Annotated in this window: 14 protein-coding genes; 9 read left to right on the forward strand and 5 right to left on the reverse strand. The window is 71.1% G+C overall.

Annotation, left to right across the window (positions count from 1 at the left end):
- Positions 1-19 precede the first annotated feature (19 nt).
- Both ASPU41_RS11285 and ASPU41_RS11290 read left to right on the forward strand, forming a co-directional pair.
- A complete protein-coding gene (locus tag ASPU41_RS11285) occupies positions 20-3421 on the forward strand; it encodes a glycosyltransferase family 2 protein (protein ID WP_069950996.1) in 3402 nt (1133 codons plus the stop codon).
- A complete protein-coding gene (locus ASPU41_RS11290) occupies positions 3414-5147 on the forward strand; it encodes a DUF5719 family protein (RefSeq protein ID WP_157356985.1) in 1734 nt (577 codons plus the stop codon). The genes ASPU41_RS11285 and ASPU41_RS11290 overlap by 8 nt, the downstream gene beginning before the upstream one ends.
- Before the next feature lie 104 nt (positions 5148-5251).
- Here the strand turns inward: ASPU41_RS11290 and ASPU41_RS11295 are convergent, their stop codons facing one another.
- Positions 5252-5788, reverse strand: a complete 537-nt coding sequence (locus ASPU41_RS11295; RefSeq protein ID WP_069950997.1) for a metallopeptidase family protein — start codon at positions 5786-5788, stop codon at positions 5252-5254.
- 106 nt (positions 5789-5894) lie between these two features.
- Here ASPU41_RS11295 and ASPU41_RS11300 point away from each other — a divergent pair, with 106 nt between their 5' ends.
- The 5 genes from ASPU41_RS11300 (at position 5895) to ASPU41_RS22065 (ending at position 11353) form a co-directional block, all read left to right on the forward strand.
- A complete protein-coding gene (locus ASPU41_RS11300) occupies positions 5895-6284 on the forward strand; it encodes a DUF3499 domain-containing protein (protein WP_069950998.1) in 390 nt (129 codons plus the stop codon).
- Between the two features lie 82 nt (positions 6285-6366).
- Positions 6367-6612, forward strand: a complete 246-nt coding sequence (locus ASPU41_RS11305; RefSeq protein WP_069950999.1) for a Trm112 family protein — start codon at positions 6367-6369, stop codon at positions 6610-6612.
- Between the two features lie 122 nt (positions 6613-6734).
- Entirely contained in the window at positions 6735-8222 is a 1488-nt protein-coding gene (gene ahcY, locus ASPU41_RS11310) for an adenosylhomocysteinase (RefSeq protein WP_069951000.1), read from the forward strand.
- A 215-nt stretch (positions 8223-8437) separates the two neighbouring features.
- Complete coding sequence (locus ASPU41_RS11315; RefSeq protein ID WP_069951001.1) at positions 8438-9700, forward strand: L,D-transpeptidase; 1263 nt, start codon at positions 8438-8440, stop codon at positions 9698-9700.
- Positions 9701-9904: 204 nt separating this feature from the next.
- Positions 9905-11353 carry a TIGR01906 family membrane protein gene (locus ASPU41_RS22065; RefSeq protein WP_331712755.1) on the forward strand — a complete coding sequence of 483 codons (1449 nt, stop codon included), beginning with the start codon at positions 9905-9907 and terminating at the stop codon, positions 11351-11353.
- 101 nt (positions 11354-11454) lie between these two features.
- Here the strand turns inward: ASPU41_RS22065 and ASPU41_RS11325 are convergent, their stop codons facing one another.
- Together ASPU41_RS11325 and ASPU41_RS11330 are read right to left on the reverse strand one after the other, a co-directional pair.
- Positions 11455-13284 (reverse strand): AMP-dependent synthetase/ligase, encoded by a 1830-nt coding sequence (locus tag ASPU41_RS11325; RefSeq protein WP_069951002.1) that lies wholly within the window; start codon positions 13282-13284, stop codon positions 11455-11457.
- A gap of 55 nt (positions 13285-13339) precedes the next feature.
- Positions 13340-15043, reverse strand: coding sequence for a dolichyl-phosphate-mannose--protein mannosyltransferase (locus tag ASPU41_RS11330; protein ID WP_069951003.1), 1704 nt, complete (start codon positions 15041-15043; stop codon positions 13340-13342).
- Positions 15044-15294: 251 nt separating this feature from the next.
- Here ASPU41_RS11330 and rsmI point away from each other — a divergent pair, with 251 nt between their 5' ends.
- Both rsmI and ASPU41_RS11340 read left to right on the forward strand, forming a co-directional pair.
- A complete protein-coding gene (gene rsmI, locus ASPU41_RS11335) occupies positions 15295-16116 on the forward strand; it encodes a 16S rRNA (cytidine(1402)-2'-O)-methyltransferase (protein WP_069952644.1) in 822 nt (273 codons plus the stop codon).
- 192 nt (positions 16117-16308) lie between these two features.
- Positions 16309-17808 (forward strand): NAD-dependent succinate-semialdehyde dehydrogenase, encoded by a 1500-nt coding sequence (locus ASPU41_RS11340; protein WP_069951004.1) that lies wholly within the window; start codon positions 16309-16311, stop codon positions 17806-17808.
- A gap of 28 nt (positions 17809-17836) precedes the next feature.
- Here the strand turns inward: ASPU41_RS11340 and ASPU41_RS11345 are convergent, their stop codons facing one another.
- Both ASPU41_RS11345 and ASPU41_RS11350 read right to left on the reverse strand, forming a co-directional pair.
- On the reverse strand, positions 17837-20422 hold the full coding sequence (locus ASPU41_RS11345; protein WP_069951005.1) for a transglutaminase family protein: 2586 nt from the start codon (positions 20420-20422) through the stop codon (positions 17837-17839).
- Positions 20419-21930: a DUF58 domain-containing protein gene (locus tag ASPU41_RS11350; RefSeq protein ID WP_069951006.1), complete on the reverse strand. Its 1512-nt coding sequence runs from the start codon at positions 21928-21930 to the stop codon at positions 20419-20421. Before ASPU41_RS11350 ends, ASPU41_RS11345 begins: the two co-directional genes overlap by 4 nt.
- Positions 21931-21933: the final 3 nt, after the last annotated feature.

Genomic DNA, 21933 nt, shown 5'->3' on the forward strand with positions numbered 1-21933 from the left:
AGTACGAGTCACCGCCGTCGTGGTTTCCCACGACGGCGGTGATTTTCTCCCCAGGACCCTTGCGGCGCTGGCGGCTCAGACCCGGCCGGCGGACACCTGCATCGGGGTTGACACCGGTTCCCGCGATAACTCCGCGGCCCTTCTCGAGCAGGCCTTCGGCACCGCCAACGTAACCGTCTTTAACCAGACCCGCAGCGGCATGGGCGGCGCGGTGCAGGCCGGGCTGTCCGCCCTCGCCCCCTGGGGCGACGGCGGAATCTCCGGCAGCGGCCGGGCCGCCGGTCCGGCCGGGGAATGGATCTGGCTGCTGCATGACGACGCGGCCCCCGCACCCGAAGCACTCGCGGAGCTGCTGCAGGCCGTGGAACGCGCGCCGTCCGTCACCGTGGCCGGCTGCAAGCAGCTGGACTGGTATTCCGGCCGCCGGCTGATCGACGTCGGGCTCTCCACCAGCCGCTGGGCCGAGCGCCTTACCCTGATCGAGGCCGACGAGCTCGACCAGGGACAGTACGACGGCCGGAGCGACACCTTTGCGGTCAACTCCGCCGGCATGCTCGTCCGGCGCGACGTCTGGGAGGACCTGCGCGGCTTCGACCCGGCCCTGCCGGGCAGCGGCGACGACGTCGACTTCTGCTGGCGGAACCGGCTGGCCGGACACCGTGTGGTGGTGGTCCCCAGCGCCAGGATGTTCCACGTCCCGCACCGCCCGCACGCCCTGGGCAACGCGGCGGCGGCCCGCAAGGCCCAGGTGCACCTGCGGCTCAAACACGCCGCCGCCTGGAAGGTGCCGCTGCACGCGGCCGGCGCCCTGCTGGGCAGCATCTTCAAACTGGTCCTGAGCATTGCCGTCAAAGATCCGGGGCACGGCTTCTCGCAGCTCCTGGCCACGTTCGGCGCCCTCGGGCGTCCCGCGGCCGTCATCCGCGGGCGGCGGAACGCCGCCCGGACGCGCCGCATCCGGCGGTCCGTCATCAAGGGGCTGCAGACGCCCCGGCGCGAGGTCTGGGCCCACCGCCGCTCCCTGATGGAAGCCCTCGGGGCAGACGACTCCGGGGACAGCCTGACCGGGAACGATCCGCTGGCCGAACAGCCCACCGGCGACTCGGCTGATGACTTCGCCGCACTCACCACCTCCGAACGGGGCTGGGTCGGCAACGGCGCGCTGCTCGCCATCCTGATCACCACGGTGGCCTCCCTTGCCGGCCTGCTGAGCCTGTTCCGGGCCGAGGCCGTCTCCGGCGGCGCGACGATTCCGCTCTCGCAGCGGCTGGGCGAGATCTGGAACCATGCCTCCGGCTGGTGGATCACCCTCGGCGCGGGTCTTCCCGGCCACGGCAACCCGTTCGGCTACGTGCTGTGGGTCCTGGGCGTGCTCGGCGCCGGCGACGCGAACAGTGCCCTCGGCTGGCTGCTGATTCTGTCCATGCCCCTTTCCGCCCTCGGCGCCTGGTTTGCCGTCGGGGCGCTGACGGAGCGCCGGCGACTCCGCCTGGCCGGCGCCATCCTCTGGGCCGGCGCGCCGGCCCTGCAGGTGGCGCTCAACCAGGGACGCGTCGGGGCGCTGGTGGTCCACCTCATGATGCCGTTGCTGGTCCTCGCCCTGCTGCGGGCCACCGGCACCGCCGCGGGACGCGGGCGCTTCGCCGTACCCGCCCCGGGGGAGCGGCGATTCACCGAGGCGCCCCCGGTCAAGCCGGGAATCAACGGCACGCCCTCCTGGACCGCCGCCGCGGCGGCCGGCCTGGCACTGGCCGTCGTGACCGCGGCAGCGCCCTCGCTGCTGCTCCCCGCCGTCGTGCTCGTGGCACTTTGCGGCACGCTCCTGGGCCGCCGCGGACGCACCGTCTGGTGGGCGCTGCTGCCCAGCCTTGTCTTGTTCATTCCGTTCCTGGCCTCCACCCTGGACCGGCCCCGGGGCCTGCTCGCAGACCCCGACCTGCCGCTGGGCTTTGACGCCGCACCGCTGTGGCAGCAGGCCCTGGGCCAGCCGCTGCGCTTCGCGGCCGACGGCGGCCTCACCGGCCTGCCGGTGTTCGGTGCGGACTCAGCCGTGCCGTGGGCGCTCCTGCTGGCCCTGCTGATCGGTCTGCCCGTCCTGCTCCTGGCAGCGGCTGCCCTGTTCCTGCCGGGCCGGCCGCCGCGGACCGCCCGGGCGCTCTGGGCCGCAGCACTCCTGCTGCTGGCCGGCGGCTGGCTCAGCAGCCAGGTCGCCACCGGAGCGACCGGCAACGTCCTGGTGACTCCCTTCACCGGACCGGCGGTGTCGGCCGCGGCCTTCGCCATCCTGGGGGCATCCGTGATCGGCGCCGCGGGCCTGCTGGACTCCGCCGACCGGGCCGCGGCCGCGACGATGGGCCGCAAGATCCTCATCCGCACCACCGCCGTCACGGCCACGGTCCTCCTGCTGGCCGGCCCGCTCGCCGGGCTGACGGTGTGGGCAGCACAAAACCTCGTGCCGCAGCCCGCCCCGGCCGCCGCGGAATCAGCCGGTGCGCCCGTCGCGGAATCAGCCGGTCCGCCCGGCACGAATCCGCCCGGCACGGGTTCCCTCGGCGCGCCGAGACTGGTGCAGCCGGCCGAATCCCGGACCCTCCCGGCCACGGCCATTGACCGCGGCGAGGGGCCGGAACAGTCCCGCACCCTCATCATCACCACCGGCGAAAACGGAACGTTTGACGCCGCGGTGATGCGCGGCGCCGGGACCACCCTTGACGCCCTGTCCGCCATCGCCGCCGCCCGCCCGATCATCGGCGCGCCGGGGCAGGAAACGGTCCGGGACGACGACGCCGCCGTGGCCTCCGTGCGCAACGTCGTGGCCACCATTGTGGCCGGCCAGGGGGTGGATCCCCGCGCGGAGCTCGAGCGGCTCGGTGTCGGCTTCGTGGTCCTCCGGGCAGCCGATTCCGCGGCGCAACTGACCGCGAGCCGGATGGACGCCGTCCCCGGGCTCGTCGCGGTCGGAAAGACCGACGTCGGCTGGCTCTGGCGGATCAGCCCCCTGAACCAGCCGGTGATCCAAGCCGCCGACGTCGCACACCGCGTCCGGATCGTCGACGGCGCGGGCGCCACCGTCGGGCTGGTCCCGTCCCAGGCGGTGTCCGCGGACGCCGCGGTGCCGGCCGGGCCGGAAGGACGGCTCGTGGTGCTGGCGGAACGCGCCGACCCGGGCTGGAGCGCCTGGCTCGACGGCCGCCGCCTGACCGCAACCACCTCCGGCTGGGCGCAGGCCTTCACCCTGCCCGCGCAGGGCGGACAGCTCAGCCTCCGCTACGAGGCACCGTGGGCCCTCTGGACGGGCGTTGCCCAGGCCGTCGTCATCGGCCTGACCGCACTGCTTGCCATTCCCATGCCTGCCCGTCGGCCGAACACCGGCCTCTCCCGGGACGAAGGCTCCCTGCGTAAGGAACACCAACATGCCTAGGGACGACTTCCCCACGAACGACAGCACCGCGACCCCGGACGGCGACGGAAGTTCCGACGCCACCGTGGCAGCCGACTCGACCGCAACACCGGACGGAGCCGGCCCCGCCGTGCCGGCGCGCTCGCGCTGGACGTCGCGTCCGCTGGCCGGCCGGCTGGCCGGGGTGCTCTCGGCCGTCGTCCTCGTGGCGGCCGGAGGCGGGCTCGTGGCCGCCACCGCACTGACCCCGCAGGGCCCCGGAAGCAGCCGGCCCATCGCGGCCCCGCTGGCGGCGGTCCCCGCCGGCAGCAGCGTCGGCGTCTGCCCCGGTCCCGCCCGGCTGCTCGAAGGCGCCCCCGTGGGCACCGACCCGCAATTCAGCCCGGAATCCGCCACCGCCAGGAGCGACGTCAATGCCCTGGTGCTGGGCTCCAGTTCCGGTGTCCTGCCCGGCAGCAGGCTCGCCTCGCTCACCGGCAGCACCCTGGTCGAAATTGCCAAGGCCACCCCGGCGTCCGAAAGCCCTGCCGCCGCCCCGCCCAAGCCCGCAAACCTTGTGCCGACGGCCGGCGTGGTGTCCCAGCAAGGCGTCGATGCCGTGACCGTCCTGAGCGCCGACGCCCTGGCCGACCGGCAGGCTTCCGCGGCGGCCGCCATGCGCTATTCAGCCGAGGACGGGGATCTCCGGGGTTCGGCGGCAGCGGCCTGCCAGCAGCCCGCCAACGATCACTGGCTCGTCGGCGCGAACACCGCGCTCGGCCGGACGGCCGTCCTGAACCTCAGTAACACCTCGACCAGCCCGGCCACGGTCAGCCTCGAGCTCTTCGGAGCCAAGGGCCCGATCCAGGCCCCGGGCAGCCGCGGCCTCCTCGTCGCCCCGGGCACCACCCGATCGGTGATCCTGGCCGGCCTGGCCCCGGGACAGGAGCGGCTCAGCGTCCGGGTGCGCAGCGCCGGCGGGCCGGTGGCCGCCGTCATCCAGCAGAGTGTGTTGCGCGGACTGACCCCCGGCGGCGTCGAGTTCATCGCCCCTGCCACGGCTCCGGCCCTCCGGCAGGTGATCTCCGGCGTCGACATCCAGGATCCGGCCGGGCTGGCGGACCTTGCGGGGAAATCCGGCTTCGCGGATGCGGGACCGGCACTGCAGATCACGGTGCCCGGCTCCGCCGATGCGGTCGTCGCGATCAAGCTGTTCGGACGGGACGGGCAGAAGGCCCTGCCCGGCGGCGAAGTAGTCACGGCGAAGGCCGGATCCGTCACCGAGGTACCCCTCGCCGGCGCGCCGGCCGGGCCCTACACCGTGGCCGTCAGTTCGGACGTTTCCTTCACCGCGGCGGCCCGCGTGACCCGGGGCCTCAAAGCCGAAGATGCCGCCGACTTCGCCTGGTCGGCGGCCTCGGCGAGGCTGGGCAGCCAGCACGTTGTGCCCGTCCCCGGCGCGGGGCAACGCTACCTCATTTTCGGCGCCCCCGAGGGCCGGGCCACCATTTCCTACACGCCAATCACGGCCGACGGCAAGGTCCGCGCGGCCGCGGCCGCCGACATCGCGGGCGGCACCACAGCCTCCATCCAGGTCCCGGGCGACATCGAGGGCTCACCGCTCGTGGGCTACCTCGTCTCCGCCGCGGGGGATCCCGCCTACGGCGCGGTGCTGCTGCAGCAGGACGGCAGGCAGGACGTCTCGACCCTGGCCGTTGCCCCCGGGGCGGCGGGCCAGGAGCAGGTCCCGGTCACCCTCGGCTACTGACGGTGCAGGGCGCCGCGGTTCCGGCCGCCGGCGCCCGCGCCCGGCCCCGGCTGAACAGTCGTAGGTTCCGGCCGCCCTCTCAGGGAAGAAGCGTAGAAGCAGCCCTAGTAGCGGCGGCGGTAGACGGGGTCCAGGGACTCGGGCGGCACACCGAGCATTTCGGCCGTGTACTCCACCACAACGTCATGGACCAGGTCCTGGAGTTCCTCGCGGCTGCCGCAGGCCTGCTCGACGACGCGGCGGTACAAGGTGATTACCGGGCCCTCGTCCGGCGTGGCGGGGGAGTAGGCCCCCATCGGCGCGGCCGTGCGGTCCGCCACGAGCTGCTCGAGCCCCGGCGGGATCTCGTCAACGGCGAAGCGCACGCCGTCCAGCGGTTTGCCCCAGATGTCGTGCAGCCGCTCGGCCGAGTCCAGCACAAAATCGTCGAAGCGGTCCGAACGGGTGCGGTAGCCGGGCAGTGTGGGCAGCATCAGCTCGCCGCGGAGTCCCCGGCCGTGCCGGTTCCTGCGCCGCTGGCGGAATCCCCGGGGCGCCGTGGCGCGCCCGGAGCCGGCCGGTGCGGAACCGGCGTCGTGACCTCCGGCGTCGGGGTCAGCCAAACGGACCGTAAAACCCGGATCTTGGTGCGGTGACTGCATATCTCGACTCTAAACCCGGCGAATGGTTTACGCGATACGGACCGCCCGACCCGCCGCCAGCGCGTCGGGCGGCCTCCGGCGGCCCGGAGGAGTAGTCTGTGGTGTCGTGGGTGCAATTCGTCTTTGTTCAAGGTCAGCCTGCCGCAATTCAGCGGTGGCCACTTTGACGTATGTTTACGCCGACTCCACCGCAGTCCTGGGCCCCCTGGCCACCTACGCCGAGCCGCACTGCTACGACCTGTGTGAACAGCATGCCGGGTCCCTGACCGTCCCGCGCGGCTGGGAAGTGCTGCGCCTGGCCATGCCGGCCAGCCCTGCAGGTCCCGGACCCGATGACCTTCTCGCCCTTGCCGACGCTGTCCGGGAGGCGGCCTCCCGGCCCGCCGCGCCGGAATCCGGCCAGGGCCAGCGCGGAGTCCACCCGACCCTGGCCGCCCCGGCCGCGGCTGAGGGCGCCCGCCGGGGGCACCTGCGCGTCCTGCGCGAACCGTCCTAGGCGCCAACTGGCGGTAGGCTGGGAACTGCAAAATCCGTAAGCCACCGGCGCCTGCTGCGGCGTCCACCAGGGAGCGTTCACCATGCCGAAGATCAGTCCCGAACTGTTGTCTGTCCTGAGATGCCCCGTGACCGGCTCGCCGCTGGTGCAGGACGGCGAGGAACTCGTCACGACGGCGGCCGGCCCCTCCGGAGAGAAGCTGCGCTACACGATCGAGGACGGTATCCCGCTGCTGCTGCCGCCGGAACTCCTCCCGGCTGCCGCCGCGGCGCCCGCTTCCCAGCACTCCGCCGGCCGGCCCGACTCCGGCCGGCACGAAGCGGACTAGGCCGCGGCCCATCGCTGCGCCGTTCGGCACCGAAGTACTTTCCAGTCACCGATAAACACGTACCCGTTCGTCACAGGCAGCCAGGTCCCGGACCTGTCCGCCGGCCACAGCAAAGGATTCATATGACTCTCGATTACAGGATTGCGGACATCTCCCTGGCCGAGGCCGGCCGTCACCAGATCCGCCTCGCCGAGCACGAAATGCCCGGCCTGATGTCCCTGCGCGAGGAATTCGGCGCCAGCCAGCCGCTCCAGGGCGCGCGGATCGCGGGTTCGCTGCACATGACGGTGCAGACCGCCGTGCTGATCGAGACGCTCACGGCCCTCGGTGCAGAGGTCCGCTGGGCCTCCTGCAACATCTTCTCCACCCAGGATGAGGCCGCCGCCGCCGTTGTGGTCGGCAACGGAACCGTCGAGGACCCCCAGGGTGTTCCCGTGTTCGCCTGGAAAGGCGAGACGCTGGAGGAATACTGGTGGACCGCCGAGCAGATCCTGACCTGGCCCGGCGCGGACAGCAGCCCGGACCTCGGCCCGAACATGATCCTCGACGACGGCGGCGACGCCACCATGCTGGTCCACAAGGGTGTCGAATTCGAGGCCCTCGGTGCTGTTCCGGCCACCGCCGATGACGAGTCCGAGGAAGGCCGGGTCTTCCTCGAGGTGCTGCGCGCCTCGCTGCAGGCGGACCCGCAGAAGTGGACCCGGATCGGCTCCCGCCTGCTGGGCGTCACGGAGGAAACCACCACCGGCGTGCACCGCCTCTACCAGCTCGCGGAGCAGGGCAAGCTGCTGTTCCCGGCCATCAACGTCAACGACTCGGTCACCAAGAGCAAGTTCGACAACAAGTACGGCATCCGGCACTCCCTGCCGGACGGCATCAACCGCGCCACCGACGTCCTGATGGGCGGCAAGGTCGCCGTCGTCTGCGGTTACGGCGACGTGGGCAAGGGCGCAGCGGAGGCCTTCCGCGGCCAGGGCTCCCGGGTCATTGTCACCGAAATCGATCCCATCTGCGCACTCCAGGCAGCCATGGACGGCTACCAGGTCGCGAAGCTGGAATCCGTCCTCAGCGAGGGCCACATCTTTATCACCACCACGGGCAACAAGGACGTCATCATGGCCGAGCACATGGCCGGGATGCGCGACAAGGCGATCGTGGGCAACATCGGCCACTTCGACAACGAGATTGACATGGCCGGACTGGCCCGGATCCCCGGTATCCGGAAGGTCGAGATCAAGCCCCAGGTGCACGAATGGGTCTTTGAGGCGGACCCGGCCACCGCAGCGGGCAGCCGCTCCATCATCGTGCTTTCCGAAGGGCGCCTGCTGAACCTCGGCAACGCCACCGGGCACCCGTCCTTCGTGATGAGCAACTCCTTCGCCAACCAGACCATCGCGCAGATCGAGCTCTTCACCAAGCGCGACCAGCCGGAAGGGGAGCGGGAGTACGAAAAGCAGGTCTACGTCCTGCCGAAGATCCTCGACGAGAAGGTCGCCCGGCTGCACCTCGACGCCCTCGGCGTCGAGCTGACCGAACTGTCGAAGGAGCAGGCCGCGTACCTGGACCTCGAAGTTTCCGGACCTTACAAGCCGGACCACTACCGCTACTAGGAACCGTTCGGCTGCAGAGCCACCCTGGGGCCGCAGCTATCCGCCCGACCGGCGGGGCAGGGCCCCGGACTACCGTCCGGGACCCCTGTTGTGACCGGATCGTGGCGCAGCCGCGGCCTGCGCGCCGTGCTGATTCGCTTATGCTGGCATAGGGAGATCGTGAGCTCTGATGTGGGCTTGTAGGCAAAAGCAGTGGGGGAACACAGGAAGTGGCCATGACTGAAGACAGCGCGCGTCGACGCCGGGAGCCTGGACACCGTCCCCGCAACACCGGGAAGATGCTGGCCGTCCTTGCCATCTGCGCAGCTGTCGGTGCCGGCGGCATCGGCGTCGCCACCTCACCTGGCTGGGCGCATGCCGACATGCCCTCCGAGGCCTCGGCGCCGATGCGGAGCGTGTCCGGCCTGGCCGCACCCGTCGTGAAGCTCGTTGAGCTCGGGGTGACCCCGACCGACGGTGCCAAAGGCGTCAACCCGGCCGCCGCACCCTCGGTCAAGGCCGTCAACGGCGTGGTCAAGGACGTCGTGCTGGTCCCGGCCGCCGGCGGCGCGAGCGTCCCCGGGACAACGAGCCCGGACGGCTCGACCTGGACCGCCGGGGATCCCCTGGAATTCGACACGCAGTACAAGTACAGCTTCACCATCGTGGACGAAGCCGGGCGCGAGACGAGGAAGGCCCAGACCTTCGCCACCGTGGCCAAAGCCAACGAGGCGGACGCCGCGGTGTATCCGCTCAACGGCACCACGGTCGGCGCCGGCCAGCCCATTGAGATTGTCTTCAGCGAACCGGTGCTGAACAAGGAAGCCCTGGAGAAGGCCGTCACCGTCACGGCCTCCTCCGGCCAGGCCGTGGCGTGGCGCTGGTACTCGGACCGCCGTGTCCGGATCCGCCCCGAAGCTTTCTGGGCTTCCAACAGCGAGATCACCGTGGACCTGAAGCTCTTCGGCGTCGACTTCGGCAACAAGATGATCGGCAACTCGGACAACAAGGTTTCCTTCAAGGTCGGGCCGCAGCGCCTCGCCGTCGTTGATGACACCACCAAGACCATGAACGTGTACTTCGACGGCCAGCTGGTCAGGACTGCGCCGGTCACGCTGGGGGACGAGGACTGGCTCTCCCCAACGGGCTTTGCCGTCATCATGGAGCAGGAACGCCACTCCGATTTCAACGCCGGTAGCATCGGTCTGAAGCCCGGAGACAAGGGTTACTATCCGCCGCTGACGGTCGAGTACGCCAACCGCCTGACCAGCTCCGGGGTGTACGTCCACCAGGCGCTGGAATCGGCCTGGGGCGCGGTGGGCAAGTCCAATGTCTCGCACGGCTGCGTCGGACTGCTCCCGGCGGACGCCGCCTGGTTCTTCAACAACATGAAGACCGGCGACCTCGTCCAGACCCTCAACACCGGGGCCCCGGCCGTGGAACCGCTTGAAGGCTTCGGGGACTGGAACATCCCCTGGGCGCAGTACGCCAAGCGCTGACCGGGGACCGGGCCTCCGGCTCCTCCTGTCGCCGGCTGAATCCCCGCCGCTGAATCCCCGCCGCTGAATCCCCGCCCCTGAATCCCCGCCCCTACGGGGTGGCACCTCGCCCAGTCCGAGACTCTGGCGGTAGGCTCGGAACCAGATAAGTAGCGTTGCCAGGCCCCGGCCGGCGGCGCGGACGCCGACGGAAGCGATGCCGCAGTGACTGACTCAAGTCCCACCCCTCCGAACCGACAGGATCCGCAGCTGGATCCGCCCGATGACGCGGACGAGCCCGCCTTCGACTGGATGAAGCCCAGCTCCGCGGACAAGGGCTCGGCCGCGGCCTCCGCCGGCACCGCCGGACGTGATGGCGGCAGCAGTCCGGAAGCCCTGCCACGGGCCGACAGCGCAACCGGACCGGCCGTGCCGGACTCCGGCAGCCCGGCGACGCCGGCCGCAGCCGCCACCCCGACGCCGGCCGCAACCTCGACGCCGCCGTCGTCAGCGGCCGCAGCGGCCCCGGCCTGGCGCCAGGCCGGCAGCCGCGCCGACCGCAAGGCCGCGGAAGCCGCCGTCGAACCGGCACCGAAGGGCAACGGTGCGCACTTCAGCGAACCGCTCCCGACCTCCGCGCTGCAGCTCCGCCCCCCGGAGGAAGAAGTACAGCGCCGGAACGCCGAACGTGAACACGCGGCGAACGCCAAACCGGTGGCCCCGCGCGTGATGCAGGTCCTGCTTGCCGTGTGCTTCCCGGTCATCCTGCTGGTGCTGGCCGTCCGGGCCGTCGCCAGTCCCCTGTTCCTCTGGGTCGAGTACAACCGCCCCGGATTCCCGGGCGACGGCTACGGCTTTAACACCGACGACCGAATGACCTACGGCTCCTACGCCGTGGACTACCTCAGCAACTGGGCAGGACCGCGGTACCTCGGCGATCTCGTCGACCGCAGCGGAGACAAGCTCTTCGGGGACGGCGAAGTCAGCCACATGGCCGACGTCAAGCTCGTCATCCTGTCCGCCTTCGGCGCGGGCGTCCTGCTGATCCTGCTGAGCCTGATCGCCGTCATCTACCTGCGGCGCCGCAGTCCCGGGGGAGTGCGGCGCGGTCTGTTCGCCGGGTCCATCATCACCCTCGTTATCATCCTCAGCCTCGGCGTCCTGGCGGTGCTTGGCTGGGAGGAGTTCTTCGCCCAGTTCCACAGCGTCTTCTTCGCCAGCGGCACCTGGACGTTCTCGCTGCAGGACACCCTGATCCGGCTCTTCCCGGCCCAGTTCTGGGTCGACGGCGGCATCGTGATCGCCGGCCTGGTGCTGATCACCTCGCTCGTCACCCTCATCCTCACCTGGCCGACGCGCAGGCGCCGCGGGCTGCCGAAACGGGGCACGGCGGCAGCTCACCCGGCCGGCGACGACACCCCGGAACTGGACCCGGCCGGGGACGAAACCCCGGAAACTCCCCCCGCCAAACGGTCCCGGTTCCGGCGGAACAAAGCAACCAAAGCCGGCGAGGCCGGCGAGGCAACGGCCGGGGACGCACCCGGGGCGGCTCCGGCTCCCGGGAACTCCGCATCCGGTACCCCCGCCACTGGGCGCTCCGGCACACCCGGCTCCGGCGCAGCCGACACCGGTTCGCACGGCAGCCCGGCCCGGGGATACTCCAGCACCGTCTAGAGGGGCGCCGGGACCCGGCGTCTGACAGGGACATCGAAGCGGCCGGCACCACACGGTGCCGGCCGCTTCCCGCGTCCCGGACGCGGCGCGTCAGCTGCTGATCAGCCGTAAATGCGGTTGATCTGCGTCTCGAAGTCGCGCACGACGGCGGCGCGCTTGAGTTTGAGCGTCGGTGTCAGGTGCCCGGATTCCACCGTGAAGTCGGCGTCCAGCACCACGAAGCTGCGGATCGACTCGGCCTTGGAGACGAGGGCGTTTGCCTCGTCCACGGCGCGCTGCAGGGCAGCGCGGACCAGTTCGCTGCCGCGGGCTTCGGCCGTGCTCATCCCGGGAACCTTGCGCGCGGCGCACCAGTTTTCCAGGCCCTCAGGGTCCAGGTTGATCAGGGCCGAGACGAACGGCCGGCCGTCCCCGACCACCACGGCCTGCAGGACGAGTTCGTGTTCGCGGATCTTCTCCTCGAGCGGCCCGGGGGCGACGTTCTTGCCGCCGGCGGTGACGAGGAGGTCCTTCTTCCGTCCGGTAATCGTCAGGAAGCCGTCCGCGTCCAGGGACCCGAGGTCGCCGGTGCGGAAGAACCCGTCCACGAACGCCTCGGCATTGGCTGCGGGGTTGTTGTGGTAGCCCTTGAAGACGCCGATGCCCTTGACCAGGATCTCGCCGTCCTCGGCGACCCTGATGGTGGTTCCCGGCACCGGGATGCCGACCGTCCCCACCCTGGTCCGCGTCGGGGTGTTGGCGGTGCACGGTGCCGTGGTTTCGGTGAGGCCATAGCCTTCCAGGACGGGGATGCCCGCGCCGCGGAAGAAGTGCGCGTCGTGGGCGCTTAGCGGGCTGGCCCCGGAGACCGCATAGCCCAGTTGGCCGCCGAAGGCCTGACGCAGCTTGGGGTACAACAACCGGTCAAAAAGGGCGTGCCGGGCGCGGGTGGCGAATCCGGGCCCGGGTCCGGTGCCCCGGGAGGCGGCGTCAAGGGCCTTGGAATAGTCGATGGCGACGGCGGCGGCCGACTCGAACAGGCGCTGCTTCCCGGCCAGGGCCGCCTTGTGGGCGGCACCGGCGTACACCTTCTCGAAGATCCGGGGAACGACGAGAAGGAAGGTGGGCTTGAAGCTGGCCAGGTCCTCCAGCAGCTCCTTGGCGCTGGCGGTGTGGCCCAGGGTGGTCCCGGCGCTCAGGCAGATGACCTGGACGGCGCGGGCGAGGACGTGGGCCAGCGGGAGGAACATCAGGGTCCTGGAGCGGGGCTGCAGGAGGATCTCGGGCAGGAACAGCACGACATTCTTGGCGATGAGCGCGAAGTTCCCATGCGTGATTTCGCACCCCTTGGGCCGGCCCGTGGTGCCGGAGGTGTAGACGAGTGATGCCACGTCCGCGAGCCCGGCGGCGGAGCGGTGCCGTTCCAGCTCGGCGTCGCCGACCCCGGCGCCTGCCGCGGCCAGGCTGGCCAGGTTCGGCGCCGCGCCGTCGTAGTCCATCCGCACCACGGGGAGCACGGTGTCTCCGAGCAAAGTGGAGCCGTCCAGGACCTCCTGGACCAGGGCTGCGGTGGCCGCGTTCTCCGCGAAGATGCGCCGGGCCCCCGAATCATGCAGGATCCATTCGACCTGGCTGGCCGAGGACGTTTCGTAGACGGGGACGGGGACGCCGCCGGCGAACCAGATGGCAAAGTCCACCACGGTCCACTCGAAGCGGGTGCCGGACATGACCGCCACGGTCTCCCCGGGGGTGATGCCGCCGGCTATCAGGCCCTTCGCCAGCGCCCGGACCTGGTCCAGGAACTGCTGGGCGGGGACATCGGCCCAGCCGGACGGGCCCTTGCGGGAGTAAAGCGCGTGCACAGGATCCTTGGCGTGCTGCTCCAGGAGCAGGTCCGTCACGTTGCTGCCCGGGTCGAGCTCGACGAGCAGCCCGGTACTTGCTTCTCTCACAGCCGTATCTCCGTTCCGGGTCCGTCTGATGGGGGACGCCCCCTGCAATCCTGCCCTAGATCCAGGACGGCATCCACATCCGGAACCGCCAATCCTGGTAGGAAATGGTCTCGGCGGTCCAGACCGGATAGAAGAACGCCGACACGATGACGGCGGTGACCACAAAGAGGGCCACGAGGTAGAGCCCGGAACGCCGCCGCCAGAGCGGATCGGTGCGCTGGCCCAGGATGAGGCCCAGGCAGTACACCAGGGCCAGCACGAGGAAGGGCTCGAAGGATACGGCGTAGAAGTAGAACATGGTGCGTTCCGGATACAGGAACCAGGGGAGGTAACCGGAGGCCACGGCGGCCAGGATCGCCCCCGCTCGCCAGTCGCGCCGCCCGGCCCACCAGAACAGCAGGACGCCCAGGCAGACGGCGGCGCCCCACCAGATCAGCGGGTTGCCGACGGAGAGGATCGCCGTTGTGCAGCTGGCCGTATCGCACCCGGGGCTGCCCGGCGTGGGCGATTCGTAGAAGAAGGACGTGGGCCTGCCGAGCACCAGCCAGCTCCAGGCGCTGGCCTCGTAAGGATGCTCCGCGCTGAGCCCCTGGTGGAACTTGTACGCCTCCACGTGGTAGTGCGCCAGGGACCGGACGGCGTCCGGCAGCCAGCCCCATTCCGCCGAGGGGACGGTCTGCGCCCAGTTCCGGAAGTAGGCGTCCGTGGAGCCGAACCAGCCGGTCCACGTGGCGGCGTACACCAGGGCGGCCACCGGGACAATGCTGAGGAAGGCCGGAATCCCGTCCTTGAGGATCCCGCCGCTGATCCAGCCGTGGATTCCGGCGATCCGGCGGGCGCTCAGGTCCCAGAAGACCGTCAGCAGCCCGAAACCCGCCAGGAAGAACAGGGCGGACCATTTCGTGCCGACAGCCAGTCCCAGGCACACGCCGGCGGCGAGCCGCCACCAGCGGATCCCCAGCCACGGGCCGGATGCCAGCTGGAGCAGGCCGGGCCGTCCGTCCGGGGAGGCTGCGGCCTGCCGGCCCAGCCGCTCGGCAAGCCGGCGGCGGCCGTCGTCGCGGTCCATCAGCAGGGCCCCGAACGCGGCAAGGACCCAGAACATCAGGAAGATGTCCAGCAGGGAGGTCCGGGACATCACCAGGTGGTGGCCGTCCACCGCCAGCAGCACACCGGCCACCGCCCCGAGGGTCAGCGAGCGGAAGAGTTTTTGCGCGATCAGGGCCAGCAGGACAATGGACAGTGTGCCGGTCAGGGCCGCTCCGAACCGCCAGCCGAAGGGGTTGTCCGGGCCGAAGAGCCACATGCCGGCGGCGATCATCCACTTCCCGACCGGCGGGTGGACGACGTACTCGGGCGCGTCAAGCAGCACCCCGGGATTGCCGGCGGCAAAGGCCTCGTTGGCCTTGTCCGGCCACGACCGTTCGTAGCCGCTGACCAGGAACGAGTAGCCGTCCTTGACGTAGTAGGTCTCGTCGAAGACCAGGGTGCGGGGCGAATCCAGCCGGACGAAACGGAGGACCCCGCCCAAGGCCGCGGTGATGACCGGAACCAGCCAGAACCACAGCCGGAGCGAGGGCGGATAGTCCCGCCAGCTCTGGATGCCGCCGATCAGGCGGTCTTTGAGGGCTGCGGGCGTAAACGCATCCGCCGGGCGGCTGACCCAGCGGTGCCCCTCCAGGCTGCGGCCGGGGCGGGTGGCTGGGGGCGCCGATCCGGGGGAACCGGCCTCGGCAGGCCGGGCGGGGGTCTGCGTCACGTTGCCATGCTACCTTTTGCCGCTGTGGTCCCCGGCCAGGCCGCCCCGGCCCCGTCCCGGGCGGGTGCCAGCAGGGTCCGTCCGCCCTCGGCCCGTGCCAGCAGTAGGCTGGTCGTGTGGACCCTATACTCAGCACCTCCCCGAATCTTCCCAGCGATGGCGCGGGCCAGCCGGACGACGCCGGGGACGGCACCGGGCCCGCCGGAAGCCCCGCGACGGAGGCGGTCCCGGAAACCGGCGGACCCGGCCGGATCGTGCTGGCGGCGACCCCCATCGGCAACGTCGGGGACGCCACGTACCGGCTCGTCGAACTCCTGACCACGGCGGACATCGTCGCCGCCGAGGACACCCGCCGGCTGCACCGCCTGGTCCAGAACCTGGGGATCACCGTGTCCGGCCGGATCATCAGCTACCACGAGCACAACGAGGCAGCCAAGACCGGTGAACTCCTGGACCAGGTACGCGCCGGCAAGACCCTCGTGATGGTCACCGACGCCGGCATGCCCTCCGTCTCGGACCCCGGCTTCCGCCTGGTCGAAGGGGCCGTGGCCGCCGGATTGACGGTCACCGCCGCGCCCGGACCCTCCGCGGTGCTGACCGCGCTCGCGCTTTCCGGCCTGCCGACCGACCGCTTCTGCTTTGAGGGGTTCCTGCCGCGCAAGGCCGGAGAACGGTCCTCCCGGCTCGCTGATCTCGATGCCGAGCGGCGCACCATGGTCTTCTTCGAGGCCCCGCACCGGCTCGAACCCATGCTTCGTGCGCTGCGTGAGCGGTTCGGCGCGGACCGGCGGGCAGCCATCTGCCGGGAACTGACAAAGACCTATGAAGAGGTCATCCGCGGCACCCTCCGCGAACTGCTGGAGTGGGCCGAGTCCAACGAGGTGCGCGGCGAGATCGCCGTCGTTGTCGGCGGCGCCCCGGAACGGGAACCGGGCAAGCCGGAGGACCACGTGGCGGACGTCAACGCGCTCATGGCCCAGGGAATCCGGCTCAAGGAAGCCGTCGCCGCCGTGGCGGAGGACGCCAAGGTCAGCAAACGGGAACTGTACTCCGCGGTGCTCGCAGCCCGGTAGCCAGGCCGGCCTCCGGCCCCAACGTCCGCTGTGCAGCTGCACAGCGGACCCCGCCTGACGTAGTGCGGACATGCGTAGACAGTCCGGAGAGCGCGGCAGTACCGTGGCAGTAAATCCGGCGCCTGCCCAAGGTGTCCGAACAGTGCTGAACCCGATCCCATTCACCCCGAATCGCTGACGAGGGAGTCAACCGTGACTGTAACTGCCCAGCCCATTGTTACCGCCGAGCGCGAGAGCGCCCTGCTGGCCTCCGTTCCCACCGGTCTGCTGATCGGCGGCCAGTGGCGTCCGGCCGCTTCTGGTAAGACCTTCGCTGTGGAGGACCCCTCGACGGGCAAGGTCCTGCTGAGCATCGCCGACGCCGGCCCCGAGGACGGGGCGGCGGCCCTGGATGCCGCGGCCGCCGCGCAGGACTCCTGGGCGAAGGTCCCGGCGCGCGAGCGCGGGGAGATCCTGCGCCGGGCCTTCGAGCTCGTCACTGCACGGGCGGAGGACTTCGCGCTGCTGATGACACTGGAAATGGGCAAGCCGCTGGCCGAGGCCCGCGGCGAAGTCACCTACGGCGCCGAGTTCCTGCGCTGGTTCTCCGAAGAAGCCGTCCGGGCCTTCGGCCGCTACTCGGTATCCCCGGACGGGAAGTCCCGGCTGCTGGTGACGAAGAAGCCGGTGGGCCCCTGCCTGCTGATCACGCCGTGGAACTTCCCGCTGGCCATGGCGACCCGCAAGGTTGCCCCCGCCGTCGCCGCCGGCTGCACCATGGTGCTGAAGTCCGCGAACCTGACCCCGCTGACCTCCCAGCTGTTCGCGGCCGTGATGATGGAGGCCGGACTCCCCGCCGGGGTGCTGAACGTCATCCCGACCTCCACGGCCGGTGCCACCACGGGGCCGCTGATCAAGGACTCCCGGCTGCGCAAGCTCTCCTTCACCGGCTCCACCGAGGTCGGCCGCCGGCTGCTCGCCGACGCGTCCGAGAACGTGCTGCGGACCTCGATGGAACTCGGCGGGAACGCCCCGTTCGTGGTGTTTGAGGACGCCGACGTCGACGCCGCCGTCGCCGGGGCGATGCTGGCGAAGCTGCGGAACATGGGCGAGGCCTGCACGGCCGCGAACCGGTTCATCGTGCACGAGTCCGTCGCGGACGAATTCGCGGAGAAGTTCGCCGCGAAGATGGCGGACATGACCACGGCCCGCGGCACCGAGGCGGAGTCCAAGGTCGGCCCGCTGATCGATGCGAAGAGCCGGGACAAGGTCCACGAGCTGGTTTCCGATGCGGTGTCCGCCGGTGCGGTCGCGGTGATCGGCGGCGCCGCCGTCGAGGGTCCGGGCTACTTCTACCAGCCCACCATCCTCAAGGGCGTCACCGAGGGCACCCGGATCCTGTCCGAGGAAATCTTCGGGCCGGTCGCCCCGATCATCACCTTCTCCTCCGAGGATGAGGCGGTCCGGCTGGCGAACAACACCGAGTACGGTCTGGTGGCCTACGTTTTCACCCGGGACCTGAACCGGGGCATCCGGATGGGCGAACGCCTGGAGACCGGCATGCTGGGCCTGAACGCCGGCGTGGTCTCCAACGCCGCGGCACCCTTTGGCGGGGTCAAGCAGTCCGGCCTGGGCCGTGAGGGCGGCCTCGAAGGCATCGAGGAATACCTCTACACCCAGTACATCGGCATCGCGGACCCGTACGCCGGCTAGGAACCACCCCGGCCGGGCAGAGCGGGCCTCAGCCTCGGCGCATCCAGTGCACCCGGCGCAGCGCCCCGCGGATCCTCGACCGGGCCTCCGCGGTGCGGCGCCGGGTGCGCCGGGCTGTGCGGCGGGCGGCCCGGAACGGCGCCGCGGCGGCTCGCCGCCAGCGGGCCAGGACGGAGGCGGGCAGCCACTCGGCCCGGAACCCCGGGAGCGGCCGGGCATGGGCGTGCAGCGAAGCCTGGACAGCTGCGATCCGGTGGGCGGCTGATTCCCCGGGGCTGCGCGGGAGAGCAGCGGCACCGGCGGAGCTCCGGGCGCGGCCCGGGAGGCCGCCGTCGTCCTGCCCGGACGGGGGGCGGCCGTATTGCCGGCGTTCGAAATCCGCGGTCAGCGACCGGACTGCGGTGTGGGCGTCCGCGTCCATGCCCTCCGGCTCTCCGAGGGCCCCCGAGAGCCGCAACCTCTCGGAGAAATGACGGGGAGTTTCACTGGTCTGCGGCGGCACGCCGAAGTCCGTGGTGAGGTCGCGCAGCTCCGCCCACGCCTGCAACGCCGCGGCACCGTCGGTCCGGGAACCGGTCAGCCGGCGTCGGCGCAGTGCGGCGCGCGACAGGCGGGGGGACGCCAGCAGCAGCCCGAGGAACAGCAGGGCGCCGGCGCCGTACAGCACGGGCAGCAGCCGGCTTGCCGCGTCCACCGGACCGGCAGCGCCCGGGAGCGGCAACGGTGACACACTGGGCAGCGGTGCCGGGGTCGGGCTGCTGCCGGGGATGAGGCCGTCGTTGTTTTCGTTGGTGCTGGCGCCGCTGGCGGCCGCGGCATCCGTGGCATAGGACGGAACCACGCCGCGCGAGGGGGTTGGTTCGAAAGAAATCCAGCCCAGCCCCTGGAAATACAGTTCCGGCCAGGCGTGGGCGTCGCGGGCATCGACCTCATACTCCGGGAGGGCCCCCTCGCCGCCGATCGAGACCGTGGCGCCGGTGGGGCGCCCCGGGGCGTAGCCGACGGCGATGCGGCTGGGGATGCCTTCCAGCCGGGCCATCACGGCCATTGCCGAGGCGAAGTGGATGCAGTATCCGCTCTTCTGGTTCAGGAAGTCCGCCAGGACCGAGAGCCCGTTGCCGTCATAGCCTCCCTGCACCGGGGACTGCAGCGAATAGGCGAACTCGCCGGAGCGCAGGTACCGCTGGATGGCCATCGCCCGCGCGTACGGCGTGGTGCTGTCAGCGGTCACGGCCTCGGCGGTGGTGCGCACAATCTCCGGGACGTTGTCCGGGGTCCGGACGAACTGCTCGGGCACGTCCTGCACCGGCCCGGCGGCCTGTGCCAGCAGGGCCGGGGTGAGCTGCGGGGCCACCGAGAGCACCACGTACTGCTGGTCGCGGGAGTTGGCGTCGACCCCCTTGATGCTCAGCGTGGCCGGGTCCCAGCTCCAGCGGCCGGTGAGGCCGTTCACGGCCTCCGGGGCGTAGGGCACCGGCAGGTAGGGGCTGGTGAACTGCCCGGTGTTGACCGCGGTCACCACGCGGACTTCCGTGGCGGAGGACTCGAATCCCGAATCCATCCGGCCCGTGCCCAGCCGGCGGGTGTCATTGCGGTCATCCGGAGCCCAGTTGTCGCCGTTGAAACTGTCAACGGTCACGGACCGCAGGTACGGGGTGCTGGGGGCATTGGTGGCAAAGGTGATCCGGCCGTCACCGGTGGGACTGCGGAGGCTGTTGCCCAGGCTGATCATCGGGTTGAGCCCCGTGGCGGGGCCAAAGGGGTTCAACCGCGAGCCCTGCGGGAAGGTCCCCTGGTCAAAGCCCGGGATCACCAGCTGAAGCAACAGGGTCACGGTCAGCGCAGCGGCCCCGGTCAGGGCGCCGCGGCGGAACTGGCCCGGGTTGCGCGCGGTGTCGGCCCCGGTCCGTGAATCGGGCGCGAACCAGTGGCTGCAGCCGAGGATCATGAGGTAACCCGCGGCGGCACCCGCAAAGCCCAGAACGCCCACACTCTGGGGTTTGATCATGGCGGGAACAACCAGGATGGCCAGGATCCCCAGACCGCTCGTCGCTGGCAGGGCCAGGGGATAGGCGAGGGCATCGATCAGGACCACCAGCAGCCCCAGGACGGCGCAGACCAGCAGGACGATACCGGCGTTCGGGGCCACCGGGGCGCTTTCCGCGAGGACAGTCTCACCGGCACGGCGCAGGAACCGGCCCAGCTGCGTCATGGTGGCGCCGGAAGGAATGAAACCAAGGATGCTGTGCGGGCGGAAGAAGGTGAAGGTCAGGATCAGCACGAGCGCGGCCAGCGCACCGGCCGTCACGAAAATGCTGCGCCACCGGAGCGCCCGGAGCCCTGCCATGGTGAAAGCCACCGTGAAGACCGTTGAGAGGACGGGGGAGTACCAGGCCCAGCCCCGCAGCACCCCGTTGAGGCTCAGAGCTGCACCGGCGACGGCGACTGCCACCGCGAGGGCCATCAGCCACGGCTGCGTGCCCACCTTCCTCCGGGCCGTCTGCCCCGCTGAACCAGAGGCAGGGGAAACCGGGCCGGCCCCCGTGCCCGGCCCCGCGTCCGAGCCGGACTCGCCGGAGTGAGCACCCGCGCTGCGCTGCGGTGTCAGCGTCATCGCCGCACCGCCGTCCCGCGCCGCACGTCGGCTGCCGCTGCCAGCGGGGCGTTTCCGCCCTCGTCGAAGGCCGTCCACGCGGCGGGCAGCGGCGTCGACGGGGAGACTGCCACGGCCCGCCAGCCGCCGAGCCGGAGGGCCTCGAGCACCTGGTCCAGGTCCCGGGGCCGCTCCGTGATGACGAGGGCAAACGCGTTGGCGGCAAAACCGGCAGCCGGGGCCAGTGCCCGGGCCTCGGCCAGGGTGAGGTGTCCAAGGACCGCCAGGACCGGCCCCCGCATCCGGTGGGCGGCCAGCTTGTCCATCAGCCGGTCGTCGAAATACTGCGGGCCGGCCTCCCCGCCGGAAGTGTGGCGGCCGGGAGTCCAGGGGGAAGCGGAGTCCTTGGGCTCCCTGCGGTGGTGGTGCGGCCCGGTGAGCTGGATCGCCGCGAGGCTCTCGGCGACGGACTGCAGTCCGGACGCGCCGGCGTACTCTTCGGTCTCCGGCTCGGGGGCGGAGGGGGAATGCGCGAACGCGGGCTCGCCGGCGGCGTCGAGGAAACGCAGGGCGTAGCTGCGCTCGGCGAGATGCGCACCGATGGACATGGCGGCCGTTACGGCCCACTCGAAGGTGTCGCTGGTCAGGAGCTCACGGCCGTCCGGTCCGGAGGCGCCACGCTGGCCGGCCCCGTGGTCCGTCCCGCGGTGGCCGGCGCCGAACGGGTGGTGGCCGGAACGCGCATTCGAGCCGGCGGCGAAGGCGCCGCGGGTGAAGGCCGAGAGCCGCTGGTCCAGGATGATGGTGGCCTCCGGCGTGGTGACGGACTCCTCCTGGCGGACCATCAGCTCCCCCTGCCGTGCCGTCGCCGCCCAATGCACGCGGCGCATCGGGTCGCCGTGGCGGTATTCCCGGGTCATGACATCGTCATCGCTCGGGTTGGCCCGGATGCGCGTGGCGGTCACGCCGTCGTGCCCCCTGGCGCCGGCCAGCCCGGTGCCGGGAAGGTCGACGGCGGCGGGCGTCACGGTCAGGATGTCGCCGTCGTCAATGGCGTGGCGGTGCAGGGACAGCCCGAACGGGTCGCTGAACTCGGCCGTGACCGGTCCGATCCGGAACTGGCCGCGTTGCCCGGAGCGCAGGTGGTATTCGTAGCGGCTGGTCCCGGCCGCCGCCGAGCGCGCCGGGAACCGGAACACCGGCGATTCCCCGAACCGGGCGGGCAGGCGCTCCTCCATCAGCGCGTGGCCGGAGCCGGTTCCGGTCCGGGCGACAGCCAGCCGGACGGTCGTCGTCGCCGCCGTTTCGACGCTGGCAGGGCTGAACTCCCGGAAAACCTGAAAATTCGGCTTCAGCACTCGGGTTCCGGCCAGTGAGAGCAGCGGCAGGACAAGCAGCAGGATGGCCAGCGCCAACAGGTCCCGGCGTCCCATCACCTGGGCTGCCAGCAGGAAAACCACTCCAGCGCCCAGCAGCCCCCAGCCGCGGCTGGTGAAAAGGTGCCTCGGGAACTGACCAATCAGCGCCACGGC

It is taken from the genome of Arthrobacter sp. U41 (assembly GCF_001750145.1).
Taxonomy (GTDB): domain Bacteria; phylum Actinomycetota; class Actinomycetes; order Actinomycetales; family Micrococcaceae; genus Arthrobacter.